Genomic DNA, 13,315 nt, shown 5'->3' on the forward strand with positions numbered 1-13,315 from the left:
ATAATCCCGGCCAATGTCAGCACAACGCCCCGTCAAACCTGTTTCCCGGCCGCCACGCCCGCCCCGTCCATCCCATGAGGCGCGCCCGGCGGGCCAGCCACCCGAGCAGCGGCCCCAGGAGCCTTCCGAGCAGCGGCCCGAGCAGCGGCCCGAGCGCGCGCCGCGCCCCCCGCGCGACGCCCAGCCCCCGCGCGAGCCGCGTCAGCCGCGCGCGGAGCGCCCGGCGCGTCCGGTGCGTCCGGTGCGCCTGGCCAATCCGCTGCCCGAGATCACCTTCCCCGAGGCGCTGCCGGTTTCCGGGCGCCGCGAAGAGATCGCCGCCGCGCTGCAGGCCAACCAGGTGGTCATCGTGTCCGGCGAGACTGGCTCCGGCAAGACCACCCAGCTGCCGAAGATCGCGCTGTCGATCGGCCGTGGCCCGGCGCGGGAAGGCAAGGAAGACGGCGGCCTGATCGGCCACACCCAGCCCCGGCGGATCGCCGCCACGTCCACCGCCAAGCGCATTGCCCAGGAACTGGGCACGCCGCTGGGCCAGAACGTCGGCTATCAGGTGCGGTTCAACGACACGATGTCCGCCGGCGCGTCCGTCAAGCTGATGACGGACGGCATCCTGCTGGCGGAGACCCAGAACGACCCGCTGCTGCGCGCCTACGACACGATCATCATCGACGAGGCGCACGAGCGCAGCCTCAACATCGACTTCCTGATCGGCTACCTGCGCCAGATCCTGCCCAAGCGGCCGGACCTGAAGGTGATCATCACGTCCGCGACGATTGACGCCCAGCGGTTCGCCGAGCACTTCGCCCGCAACGGCAAGCCGGCGCCGGTGATCGAGGTCAGCGGGCGGCTGTATCCCGTGGAAGTGCGATACCGGCCGATCCAGTCCGATGCGCCGCCCGACGCCGCGCCGAAATCCGCCCAGGCCCGCGAGCGCGACCTCTACGACGGCATCGTCGAGGCCGTGGATGAGCTGTGCCGGCTCGGTCCGGGCGACGTTCTCGTCTTTCTGCCAGGCGAGCGGGAGATCCGCGAGGCCGCCGAGGCGCTGCGCAAGCACCATCCCCCGCATACCGAAATCCTGCCGCTGTTCGCGCGGCTCTCGGTGCAGGAGCAGGAGCGCGTGTTCAAGCCGTCCAACGCGCGGCGCATCGTGCTGGCGACCAACGTGGCCGAAACCTCGCTGACCGTGCCGGGCATCCGCTATGTGGTGGATACGGGGCTTGCGCGCGTCAAGCGCTACTCGTACCGCAACAAGGTGGAGCAGTTGCAGATCGAGCCGGTTTCGCAGGCCGCCGCCAACCAACGCGCCGGCCGATGCGGCCGGGTGGCCGATGGCGTCTGCATCCGTCTATACGAGGAATCTGATTTCATCGCCCGCGCGCGCTTTACCGATCCGGAAATCCTGCGTTCGTCGCTGGCGGCGGTGATTTTGCGCATGAAGGCGCTGCGGCTGACCGACATCGAATCGTTTCCGTTCATCGAGCCGCCGCTGGGCCGGGCGGTTGCCGATGGCTACCAGCTCCTGCAGGAACTGGGCGCCGTGGACGAGGCTAACCAGCTCACCGGCACGGGCCGCCAGTTGGCGAAGCTGCCGCTGGACCCGCGTGTGGCGCGCATGATCCTGGCCGCGCGCGAGCAGCATTGCCTGCGCGAGGTGCTGATCATCGCCAGTGCATTGTCGGTGCAGGATCCGCGCGACCGTCCGCAGGAGGCGCAGGAAGCCGCCGACCAGGCCCATCGAAAGTTCATGGACGAAAAGTCCGAGTTCCTGGGCTGGGTCAAGCTGTGGAAGTGGTTCGAAGAGGCGGTGGCGCACAAGAAGACCAACCGGCAACTGCAGGACCAGTGCCGCGCCAACTTCCTCTCGCACGTGCGGCTGCGTGAGTGGCGAGATGTTCACTCGCAACTGCTGACGACGGTGACCGAGCAGGGCTGGCGCCTGAATGAGACGGAGCCGACGTTCGAGCAAGTCCACAAGGCGCTGCTGACCGGCCTGCTCGGGAACGTCGGCCTGAAGCTGGACGAGGCCGACGGGCGTGGGCGCGAGTACCTGGGCGCGCGCGGCATCAAGTTCCACCTGTGGCCGGGCTCGCTGATCGCGCGCAAGGTGGGCCGCTGGATCATCGCCGCCGAACTGGTCGAGACGAGCCGGCTGTTCGCACGCACGCTGGCGCGGATCGAGCCGGAATGGATCGAGCAGGTGGGCCGTCATCTGCTGAAGGTGAGCTGGAGCGACCCGCACTGGGAAAAGAAGGCCGGCCAGGTGCTGGCGATGGAGCGCGGCACGCTGTACGGCCTGCCCATCTACCAGCATCGGCGCGTGCACTATGGGCCGATGAACCCCGCCGAGGCGCGCGAGCTGTTTATCCGCCGCGCGCTGGTGGAGGGCGAATTCGACACGAAATTGCCGTTCTACGCCCACAACCAGCGGCTGCGGCGCGAAATTGAGAATCTGGAGCACAAGTCGCGCCGGCAGGACGTGCTGGTGGACGACGAACTGATCTACGCGTTCTATGACCGCGCGATTCCGGCGGACATCCACAACCAGACCAGCTTCGAGACCTGGTACCAGGCGGAGAGCGCGAAGGATCGCAAGCTGCTGTACCTGAACCGTGACGAACTGATGCGGCACGAGGCGGCCGGCATCACGACTGACCTGTTCCCGAAGCTGCTGCCGATTGCCGGCGTGGACATGGGGTTGTCGTACCACTTCGAGCCCGGCAGCCACCGCGACGGCGTGACGCTGACCGTGCCGCTGTACGCGCTGAACCAGGTGCAGCCCGAGCGCACCGAATGGCTGGTGCCCGGCATGATCAAGGAGAAGGTGCACCTGCTGCTGAAGTCCTTGCCGCAGAAGCTGCGCCGCCACTGCGTGCCGCTGCCCGAGTATGCGGGCGGGTTTGTCGACCGCCAGCCGTTTGGCGAGGGCGAACTGATCGACGTGCTGATTGCCGACATCCGCGAGCAGACCGGCACGATGGTACGGCGCGCCGACTTCAAGCTGGAGACCCTGCCCGCCCATCATTCGATGAACTTCAAGGTCATCGACGAGCATGGCCGGCAGCTCGAAATGGGGCGAAATCTGGCGCAGTTGCGAGCCGAGTTCGGCGGACAGGCGCAGCAGTCATTCCAGAACATTGCCGCCCGCGACGTGCCGGCGGCCGAGGCCGGACAGTACGAAAACCTGACGTCGTGGTCGTTCGGCGAACTGCCCGAGCTGCTGGAAATCCGCAAGGGCAACCAGACCCTGTTCGGCTATCCGGCCCTTGTGGATCATGGCGACCATTGCGATGTGGAGGTCTTCGACGACCCGCAGGAAGCGGCGCGCATCCACCATACCGGGCTGCGCCGGCTGTTCGCCATCCAGCTGCGCGAGCCGGTGAAGTTCATCGAGAAGAACATCCCGAATCTTCAGCAAATGGCGATGCAGTACATGACGCTGGGCACGCAGGAGGAACTGCGCAACCAGATCGTGATGGTCACGCTGGAGCGTGCCTGCATGCAGGCGCCGCTGCCGCGCAACGAGGCCGAGTTCAACGCCCGCAAGGATGAGGGGCGCGCGCGGCTGTCGTTGCTGGCGCAGGAGATGGCGCGGCTGGTGGGCGCGATCCTGGCCGAATACGCGGGGCTGCCGCGCAAGCTGCTCCAGGCCAAGCCGTTCGGCTCCGCCCATCAGGACATGGAGGCGCAGCTGGCGCGGCTGATGACGAAGTCGTTCGTGATCGATACGCCATACACGCAGCTGGTGCACTTTCCGCGCTATCTGAAAGGTATGGCGATGCGCGTGGACAAGCTCAAGGGCGACCCCGGCCGCGACAGCCAGCGTACCCAGGAAATGGCGCCGCTGGTGCAGCAGTGGCAGCGCGCCGAGAAGCAGCTCCGCACGCAGGGCAGGGGGGCTGAGGATGCCCGGCTGGACGAATTCCGATGGATGCTTGAGGAGTTGCGCATCGCGCTGTTCGCGCAGGAGTTGCGCACGCCGGTGCCGATGTCGGTCAAGCGCTTGCAGAAGGTGTGGGAGTCGATGCAGCGCTGAAGCGGGGGTTTGTGTCGAAAACCACGATTTGTGTCGGAATGCCCGGCGAAAGATAAATTCGCGCAAACGGTCAGCGGAACCCCCGGCTCAAACGTTAGAATGCCCGATTCCTCATGGTTGACGGTCTTATGCTCTCGTTGCGTCGTGTTGTGGCTAGCGTGGTGTCGGTTGGCGCGCTGGCTTTGGCTGTGGTGTCCGCCCCCGCACGCGCGGAGGTTGTGACGATCCTTAATTCGGGTGATGCAACAGTCACCTTGATCGACAAGGACACGCAGAAGGTGCTGGAGACCTTCCCCGTCGGCAAGGAGCCGCACCACCTGATCGCCACGCCGGACGACAAGTCGCTGATCGTGGCCAACGCGGTCGGCAACGACCTGGTGTTCCTGGACCCGGTGACCGGCAAGGTGCAGCAGCGCGTGCCGAACATCGACGATCCGTACCAGATTGGCTTCTCGCCGGACCAGAAATGGTTCGTGACGACGGGCAACCGACTCGACCGCGTGGACGTCTACCGCTGGGACGGCCGCCAGCTCAAGATCGCCAAGCAGTTTCCGCTGCCCAAGACGCCCAGCCATATCGCGTTCACGGCGGACAGCAAGATCGCCTTCATCACCCTGCAGGACAGCGACCAGATCGCCGCGATCGATCTCAATACGCTGACCGTGCTCTGGACCATGGACGCCGGCTCGGCGCCGGCCGGGATCTGGGTGACGCCGGACCAGAAATACCTGCTGGTGGGCATGACGGGCGCCGACTACGTGGCCGTGATCGACTGGCGCACGCGCACCGTGGTCAAGCAGATCCAGACCGGCAAAGGCGCGCACAACTTCCGTGCAGTGGGCGACAAGCGCCACCTGTTCCTGACCAATCGCGTCTCGGGGTCCATCAGCATCATCGACCAGCAGACGCTGTCGAAGGTGGGCGACATCACCGGCCTGCTGCCGGGCCCGGACGACATGGAGTTGACTGCAGACGGCAAGACGCTCTGGGTGACGTTCCGCTGGGCGCGCTCGGTGGGGCTGATCGACGTGGCGAGCCGCAAGCTGGTCAAGACCATCCGCGTGGGCAAGTCGCCGCACGGCATCTACTTCCGCACGCGGGCGCCGCTCTATTGATGCAGGGTTCGACATGGCTCGGCTGCTGATTCGTATTCTGGCCACGCTGGCTTCGATGCTGGCGCTGGCCGGCGCTGCCTGGGCGGCGACGGACACCGGCGCCAATTGCCGCGCCGGCACGCTGTACCTGACCTTCGACACCGGCAGCATGAGCCAGGCGGAGCTGATTGCCCGCACGCTGCGCCGGCACCATATTCGCGCTACGTTCTTCCTGGCCAGCGAGCCAACCGTCAATCACGACAACTCCCTCGATCCGACCTGGGCCCCTTACTGGAAGGCGTTGGCCGCCGACGGGCACGTGTTCGGCTCACATACGTTCGATCACGTCTACCTGCGCGGGGTGCACGGAGACAAGGTGACGATGCGTCCGCAGTTTGGCGCGCAGGGCGGCAAGGACGTCGCGATGACCGCCGACGCGTTCTGCACGGAGCTGCGCCGCAGCGCCCAGGCGTTCCAGTCGATGACCGGGCAGCCGATGGCGCCGATCTGGCGCGCGCCGGGCGGCCGCACCGCCCCGCAGACGCTGGCCTGGGCCGAGCAATGCGGCTTCCGGCATGTAGGCTGGGCGCCGGCCGGCTTCCTCGGCGATGAGCTGTCGTCCGAGAAATTTCCGAATCAGGCATTGCTGGACCGCGCGTTGCGCGACCTCCGGGATGGCGATATTACGATGGCACACCTTGGCATCTGGTCGCGCAAGGACGCCTGGGCGCCGGGTGTGCTCGAACCGCTGCTGACCGGCCTCGAACAGAAAGGATTCTGCTTCGCCACGCTGCGCGAGCATCCCCGCTACAAGGACTGGTTCCAGCAGCACGGGGCGGAGGGCAGGCGGTAATGTGGGACGCATTCACTAACTGGATCAGCCTCTGGGTGGGCCAGGTGGAAGCTACGGTATTCCAGGACGTGGTGCTGCCGGTGGTCTACCAACTCGGTTTCGGCGGCTACGCCGAGGACGCCTTCACGGGCACCGAATGGCTGCTGGTGGGGGTGGTGCAGATCGCAGTGATGGCGTTGATACTGGGGCCGCTGGAGAAATTGCGACCCGTGGAGCCGGTGACGGACCGCGCCGCCGTGCGCACCGACATGCTCTATACGATGATCCATCGCCTGGGCCTGTTCCGGCTCGCGATGTTTTTCGTGCTCGCGCCGCTGATGGATGGCCTTGAGGGCCATCTGCGCCTGCTGGGCTGGCAGCGGATCAATGTAGAGGACTGGTGGCCCGGCGTGACGTCGATCCCGCTGGTCAGCTTCTTCGTCTACCTGCTGCTGTTCGACCTGCTCGACTACTGGTATCACCGGCTTTCGCATACCTACCGCTGGTGGTGGAGCCTGCACGCCACCCACCACAGCCAGCGCCAGATGACGCTCTGGAGCGACAATCGCAACCATCTTCTGGACGATATGCTACGTGACGCGGTCTTTGCGACCGTGGCGCTGGCGGTGGGCGTGGAGCCGTCGCAGTACGTGTTGCTGGTGGCGCTTTCGCAACTGCTGCAAAGTCTCCAGCATGCCAACCTGCGGCTGCATTTCGGCTGGCTTGGCGAGCGGCTGCTGGTCTCGCCGCGCTTCCATCGCACGCACCACGCGGTAGGGCTTGGCCATGAGCAGCAGACGGCAGGCAAGCCGGTGCGGCTTGGCGGCTGCAACTACGGCGTGATCTTTCCGTGGTGGGACATGCTGTTCCGGACGGCCCGGTTCGTCGATGCCTACCACCCGACGGGCATCCGGGACCAGCTTCCGCCCCCCACCGGCCACGGCCGCGACTACGGCGCGGGATTCCTGTCCCAGCAGTGGCTGGGCGTGAAGCGGCTGCTGCGCCTGCGCTGATCGGGAACGCCGTCGGCGTGGGATCTTTTCGGCCTGTGCTAGGCTCTGAAGGTTTCTCCGACCGCTTTCCTCTTTCCTGAATGAACGATATCTTCCGCTCGTTTGGCCGTGCCCTGATCAGCCAGCTGCATCCGCGCATGCTGATGCTGACGCTGGTGCCATTCGTCCTCGCCACCGTGCTCTGGGGCGGCCTGATCTGGTGGGGCTGGGACCCGATCATGGGCGGCGCGCGCGCCATCCTCGAAGGCTCCGTCTTCACGAGCTGGATCTACTCCGCGCTGGATTGGCTCGGCCTGCAGTCGCTGCGCACCGTGGTGGCGCCGCTGTTCGTGCTGACGCTGGCCGTGCCGCTGGTCATTGCTTCGATGCTGATCTTCATCAGCCTGTTCTCGGTGCCGGCCGTGGTGAAACACCTGGATCGCAGCTACCCGGGGCTGGTCAAGGCGCGCGGCGGCAGCGTCGCCGGCAGTGTGTTCCAGGCGCTCGGCAACACCGTGGTGTTCCTGCTGCTGGTGCTCGTGACGATGCCGCTTTGGCTGATTCCGCCGTTCTTCGCGCTGATTCCGCCCGTGCTGTGGGGCTGGCTCACCTACCGTGTGATGACTTACGACGCCCTGGCCGAGCACGCCACGGCCGAGGAGCGCAAGACACTGATGAAGCGCCATCGCACCTCGCTGCTGATGATCGGCGTGGCCGTGGGCCTGCTCGGCTCCGCGCCGACCTTGCTGTGGGTCTGGTCGGCTGTCATCATCTTCCTGTTTCCGGTGGTGCTGGCCGGCACACTGTGGCTGTACGTGCTGATCTTCATCTTCTCGGCGCTCTGGTTCGGCCATTTCTGCCTGCGGGCATTGGCCGAGTTGCGCGCCGAGCGCGACGCCGCGGCACCCCCGCCGCCGCCAGCTACCGACGTGATCGACCTGGCGCCGGGCGACGTGCGCCGCATTGAACAATCCTGAGCGAGGAACACCATGGGTTTCGGTTTGATTGTCATCGGCGATGAGATCCTGTCCGGACGGCGCGAGGACAAGCATATGCGCCGGACTATCGGACTGCTTGGCGCACGCGGCCTGTCGCTGGACTGGGCCGAGTACGTGGGCGACGAGCGCGAGCGCATCACCGCCACGCTGCGCCGCACGCTGGCGGGGCCAGACGTGGTCTTCTGCACGGGCGGCATCGGCGCCACGCCGGATGACCACACGCGCCAGTGCGCGGCGGCCGCGCTGGGCGTGGAACTGGCGCTACACCCCGAGGCGCGCGAGCAGATTGCGCTGCGCATTGCCGAGACCGCCAACGGCGACCCGGTCAAGGCGGACCTGAACCTGCCCGAGAACCAGCATCGCTTCAAGATGGGCGAATTTCCGGTCGGGGCGCGCATCATCCCCAATAGCTATAACCGCATTCCGGGCTTCTCGGTGGCCGACCATCATTTCATGCCCGGCTTCCCGGTCATGGCGTGGCCGATGATGGAATGGGTGCTGGACCACTATTACGCTCACCTGTTCCACCTGGAAGTGGCGCAGTCACGCGCCTTCTATGTGTTCGAGGCGCCCGAGTCCACCCTGACACCGCTGATGGAGCAGGTGGAGGCCGCATTCGCCGGCATCCGCGTATTCAGCCTGCCATCCGTGGGCGATGTGAGCCGGGGCGACCGCTTCGCGCGGCGCCACATCGACCTCGGGGTGAAGGGGCCGGCAGAACAGATCTCGCCGGCCTATGCGATGCTGCTCGAGGGCGTCCGCGCCATGGGGTACGAGATCGTCGAGCAGTAAAAACCCGTCCAGGCCTTGATCTGGGTCGGATCGAGATCAACGCGACCCGTGACAGCGTGTGCAGCTTTCGACAGTCTGGCTGCTCCGCAGCTCTCACGCATGAACCGTGTCCTTCGAGCGTTCGGCCGCGCAATGCTATGCATGCTGCATCCGCGCATGGTGATGCATGCCATCGTGCCGCTGGTCCTGGGCTGGCTAGTCAATATGGTAGGCATCGGGCCCATGGCAGTCCTCATTCTGCTGCCGGTGGTCCTGTTGATGGCGCCCCTTAGGCCCCGTGCCACGGCAGGTTGCGCTTGCACCAGCCTTCCACGGTCTTGCGGTGGTATTCCTCGTCGCGGGCGCCTTCGAAGCCTTCCAGCACATCCATCGCATACGAATAGCCGGCCTCGGCCGCCAGCCGGGCCGCGTGCTTCGAGCGCGCGGCGCTGCGGCACAGGAACAGCACCGGCGCATCGGTCGGGACGCGGGCCTTGAGTTCCTCGATGAAATTCGGGTTTTGCTTGCCGCCGGGGTAGCTATTCCATTCCACGTGGGCGAATTGCTCGTCCGGCAGGTTCACGCCGCCTACCCAATCCAGTTCAGCCTGCGTACGTACGTCCACGAGTACGGCCTTCGGGTCGGCCTGCAGCAGTTCATAGGCTTGCTGCGGGTCCAGTGCGCCGAAGTACGCAAGCTGGTTCTGTTGCTGGCGCGCGTGCGCTGCCTGAAGGAGGTCGTCTCGGGTAGTCATCTTCTGTGACGGAGTCAATAAGGGAAGCGGGGGAAAAGTGGGTTCGCTGTGCCGGGGCAACAGCGTCGCCCGGCATCTGGCGCGGCACTGGGATGTCGCCGCGTTCGGCGCTATTCTAGCGCGCAGCCACGGCCATCCCCGGAAAATCGGTGCTCGCGGCGCATGCCCGCCTTCGGTGCGCATTTTGGTGCGACAGCACTAAAATAGTGCGTTTCCTTGCTTCGTGCACCGTAATGGTGTTTTATGAAGTCGCTGTATGGCGGTGCGCAAGTGGATCGTTCGCCGCGCCAGCACGGCAAGGTCGAGTTGTATGCAATCTGCGACCCCCGCCACGGTGCGGCGTGACCGATCACTGCACATTTTTCGGGATGGCGAGGGCAAATGAGGGCGTCGGTTGGCATGCTTTCTGCTAACATTCCTCGTCCCTTTTGGGGCGGTTCCCGCGAGGGTTTTCCGGGGCCGGACCCAACAATGGCTTTCCCAGACTCAGCCCGAATTTCCAGGAGATAGGCATGGCCCACAGCGTTGCAGATGTGATGAAGCTCGTGAAGGAAAACGACGTCAAGTTCGTCGATTTCCGTTTCACGGATACCAAAGGCAAGGAGCAACACGTGTCTGTGCCCGTGTCGCACTTCGACGAAGACAAGTTCGAGAGCGGCCACGCCTTCGACGGTTCCTCGATCGCCGGCTGGAAGGGTATCGAAGCTTCGGACATGCTGCTGATGCCGGATTCGAACACGGCCCACATCGACCCGTTCTACGAAGAGCCGACGCTGGTGCTGACCTGCGACGTGATCGAGCCGTCGGACGGCAAGGGTTACGACCGCGATCCGCGTTCCATCGCGAAGCGCGCCGAAGCCTACCTGAAGAGTACCGGCCTGGGCGACACCGCCTTCTTCGGTCCGGAACCCGAATTCTTCATTTTCGACGGCGTGACCTGGAACGTCGACATGCAGGGTTGCTCGGTGAAGATCCAATCCGAGGAAGCCCCGTGGTCGTCGGGCAAGGAATTCGAGCACGGCAACAGCGGTCACCGTCCGGGCAAGAAGGGCGGCTACTTCCCGGTTGCCCCGATCGACACGTTCCAGGACATCCGTTCGGAAATGTGCCTGATCCTCGAATCGCTCGGCATCCCCGTTGAAGTCCACCACCACGAAGTGGCTGGCCAGGGCCAGAACGAAATCGGCACGCGTTTCAGCACGCTGGTGCAGCGCGCCGACTGGACCCAGCTCCAGAAGTACGTGATCCAGAACGTGGCGCACACCTACGGCAAGACGGCGACGTTCATGCCGAAGCCGGTGGTGGGCGACAACGGCTCGGGCATGCACGTGCACCAGTCCGTGTGGAAGGATGGCCAGAACCTGTTCGCAGGCAACGGCTACGCCGGCCTGTCGGAATTCGCGCTGTACTACATCGGCGGCATCATCAAGCACGCCCGCGCCCTGAACGCGCTGACCAACCCGGGCACGAACTCGTACAAGCGTCTGGTGCCGGGCTTCGAAGCCCCGGTGAAGCTGGCCTACTCGGCCCGCAACCGCTCGGCCTCGATCCGCATTCCGTACGTGGCGAACCCGAAGGGCCGCCGTATCGAGACGCGCTTCCCGGATCCGCTGATGAACCCGTACCTGGGCTTCTCGGCGCTGCTGATGGCCGGCCTGGACGGCGTGATGAACAAGATCCACCCGGGCGAAGCTGCCGACAAGAACCTGTACGACCTGCCGCCGGAAGAGGATGCAAAGATCCCGACCGTCTGCTCGAGCCTCGATCAGGCCCTGGAATACCTCGACAACGACCGTGAGTTCCTGACCCGCGGCGGTGTGTTCTCCAACTCCATGCTCGATGCCTACATCGAACTGAAGATGGAAGAAGTCACGCGTTTCCGCATGACGACGCACCCGATCGAGTTCGAGATGTACTACTCGCTGTAATCGCGTCCGGTTGCCAGGTTGTCACCGGGCAACAGTTGCACCAGGAAGGGGCGGCTTCGGCTGTCCCTTTTTGTTTTGCGGGCGGGTTGATCGCTAGAATGGGGCTCCTTCCCTAACCTTCATGCCGATGTTCATGAACGCGATGTCAAATCAGGTCATGCGTAGCCGCCAAGGCGGGCTGTCGCACCAGGGTTCATACCGGATGACGCACCAGATCCGGGTGGGATTCCCCATTCTGGTGATGGCCATGGCGCTGGGGCTTGGCGCCTGGAGCCGGCCCGCGCCGGCGCAGTCATCGGATGTCTATATGTGCAAGGGCCCGAACGGCGTGCCCGAGTACCGCAACGGCAATCCGGGCGGTAGCAAGGACTGCAGGAAGCTGAGCCTGCCTGACGTGATCACGGTGCCGGGCACGCGCACTGCCAGCTCGGGCGGCGGCAAGTCGGCCGCGCCGGCGGCGTCCCCTGCAGCCTTCCCGCGCGTGGACAGCGCCACGCAGAAGAACCGCGATGGCGAGCGCCGCGCGGTGCTGGAGCAGGAACTCCAGAGCGAAGAAGCCAAGCTGGCCGGGCTGCGCGCCGAGTACAACAACGGCGAGCCCGAGCGCCAGGGCAACGAGCGCAATTATCAGAAATATCTCGATCGCACGGCGCGCCTGCGTGACGACGTCGCGCGCAGCGAGGCCAACGCCGCCTCCCTGCGCCGTGAGTTATCGAACCTGAAGGAATAGTGAAATGGCCATGGGTCGCCTGATTCGCGGAGTGTCGCGCAAAGTCACCGGAGCAGACCGCAAGGCGGAAGCTGAGGTTGTGCCGTTGGGCGACACGGCGTTCCACCCCGGCCTGGACGTGGTGGCCAACCCGGTGCTGCTGGTGCGCCAGCCGGGGCTGCAGGTGGTCTACGCGAATCCGGCCGCCGAGGCCAGCTTTGCGCTGTCCCGCCGGGCAATGGTGGAGCTGACGCTGCCTGACCTCTTCGGCCAGATCGATGAGCTGGACAGCATGATCGAGACGGTGATCGCGCGGCAGGTCGATGTGCGGCGCCAGGACCTCGTGCTGCGCCCCCCGCTGCAGGAGCCGATGCATGCCCACGTCGTGATCGGGGCGATCGAAGGTCATGCCAGTACGGTCCTGGTTGAGATTCTTCTGAACGAGCAGAAGGTGCGCAGCGACCGCGAAGAGCGCATCCTCGACCTGACCTCGGCCAACAAGGAATTGATCCGCAACCTGGCCCACGAGATCAAGAATCCGCTCGGGGGCATCCGTGGCGCGGCCCAACTGCTTGAGTTCGAGTTGCCCGAACGGTCCTTGCGCGAGTACACGCAGGTCATCATCAAGGAGTCGGACCGCCTGCAAACGCTGGTGGACCGGCTGCTGGAGCCGCACCGGCACCCGCATATCGTCTCCGACCTCAATATCCACGAGGTCCTGGAGCGGGTGCGCTCGGTGGTGCTGGCCGAATTCCCGAACGGGCTGGAGATCGTGCGCGACTACGACGCAAGCCTGCCCGACCTGCGCGGCGACATGGAGCAACTGATCCAGGCCGTGCTGAACATCGTGCATAACGCTGCCCAGGCGCTGCACGAGCGCATCGCGCGTGGCGATGCCCAGATCGTATTGCGGACGCGGGTGGCACGACAGGTGACGATTGCCAAGCGATTGTTCAAGCTGGCATTGGACTTGCATGTCATCGATAACGGCCCGGGCATCCCCGAGGACATCCGCGAGCGCATCTTCTATCCATTGGTATCGGGCAGGGACGGCGGCAGCGGACTCGGTCTCACACTCGCTCAAACCTTCGTGCAGCAGCACGAGGGCTTGATCGAATGCGAGAGCCGGCCGGGCTGTACCGACTTCCGTATCCTGCTGCCGCTGCACTGACGTCCACGCCTTCTGACCGGCCAGGATGTG

General features: G+C 65.3%; 10 protein-coding genes. 9 read left to right on the plus strand and 1 reads right to left on the minus strand.

Features of this window, described 5'->3' with window-relative positions; all coding sequences use genetic code 11:
• Positions 1-13: 13 nt before the first annotated feature.
• From hrpA to AB4120_RS20235, 6 genes are all read left to right on the plus strand, one after another.
• Positions 14-4,036 carry an ATP-dependent RNA helicase HrpA gene (hrpA, locus tag AB4120_RS20210; RefSeq protein WP_441642746.1) on the plus strand — a complete coding sequence of 1,341 codons (4,023 nt, stop codon included), beginning with the start codon at positions 14-16 and terminating at the stop codon, positions 4,034-4,036.
• Between the two features lie 128 nt (positions 4,037-4,164).
• Positions 4,165-5,151 (plus strand): YVTN family beta-propeller repeat protein, encoded by a 987-nt coding sequence (locus tag AB4120_RS20215; protein WP_149137494.1) that lies wholly within the window; start codon positions 4,165-4,167, stop codon positions 5,149-5,151.
• Positions 5,152-5,164: 13 nt separating this feature from the next.
• Positions 5,165-5,983, plus strand: a complete 819-nt coding sequence (locus tag AB4120_RS20220) for a polysaccharide deacetylase family protein (RefSeq protein ID WP_149135728.1) — start codon at positions 5,165-5,167, stop codon at positions 5,981-5,983.
• Positions 5,983-6,975 carry a sterol desaturase family protein gene (locus AB4120_RS20225; protein WP_149135729.1) on the plus strand — a complete coding sequence of 331 codons (993 nt, stop codon included), beginning with the start codon at positions 5,983-5,985 and terminating at the stop codon, positions 6,973-6,975. Before AB4120_RS20220 ends, AB4120_RS20225 begins: the two co-directional genes overlap by 1 nt.
• Positions 6,976-7,055: 80 nt before the next feature.
• Entirely contained in the window at positions 7,056-7,931 is an 876-nt protein-coding gene (locus tag AB4120_RS20230) for an EI24 domain-containing protein (RefSeq protein ID WP_149135730.1), read from the plus strand.
• A gap of 12 nt (positions 7,932-7,943) precedes the next feature.
• Positions 7,944-8,744, plus strand: a complete 801-nt coding sequence (locus AB4120_RS20235; RefSeq protein WP_149135731.1) for a competence/damage-inducible protein A — start codon at positions 7,944-7,946, stop codon at positions 8,742-8,744.
• Between the two features lie 268 nt (positions 8,745-9,012).
• Here the strand turns inward: AB4120_RS20235 and AB4120_RS20240 are convergent, their stop codons facing one another.
• A complete protein-coding gene (locus AB4120_RS20240; protein ID WP_144200824.1) occupies positions 9,013-9,477 on the minus strand; it encodes a rhodanese-like domain-containing protein in 465 nt (154 codons plus the stop codon).
• A gap of 512 nt (positions 9,478-9,989) precedes the next feature.
• Here AB4120_RS20240 and AB4120_RS20245 point away from each other — a divergent pair.
• The 3 genes from AB4120_RS20245 to glnL all read left to right on the plus strand — a co-directional run bounded on the left by AB4120_RS20245 (position 9,990) and on the right by glnL (position 13,285).
• Positions 9,990-11,405 carry a 3-hydroxylaminophenol mutase gene (locus AB4120_RS20245; RefSeq protein WP_149135732.1) on the plus strand — a complete coding sequence of 472 codons (1,416 nt, stop codon included), beginning with the start codon at positions 9,990-9,992 and terminating at the stop codon, positions 11,403-11,405.
• A 202-nt stretch (positions 11,406-11,607) separates the two neighbouring features.
• Positions 11,608-12,135, plus strand: coding sequence for a DUF4124 domain-containing protein (locus tag AB4120_RS20250; RefSeq protein ID WP_149137495.1), 528 nt, complete (start codon positions 11,608-11,610; stop codon positions 12,133-12,135).
• 10 nt (positions 12,136-12,145) lie between these two features.
• Positions 12,146-13,285, plus strand: coding sequence for a nitrogen regulation protein NR(II) (gene glnL / locus AB4120_RS20255; RefSeq protein ID WP_441642747.1), 1,140 nt, complete (start codon positions 12,146-12,148; stop codon positions 13,283-13,285).
• Positions 13,286-13,315 lie beyond the last annotated feature (30 nt).

This window comes from Cupriavidus sp. 2KB_3, from assembly GCF_052115685.1.
GTDB lineage: Bacteria > Pseudomonadota > Gammaproteobacteria > Burkholderiales > Burkholderiaceae > Cupriavidus > Cupriavidus campinensis.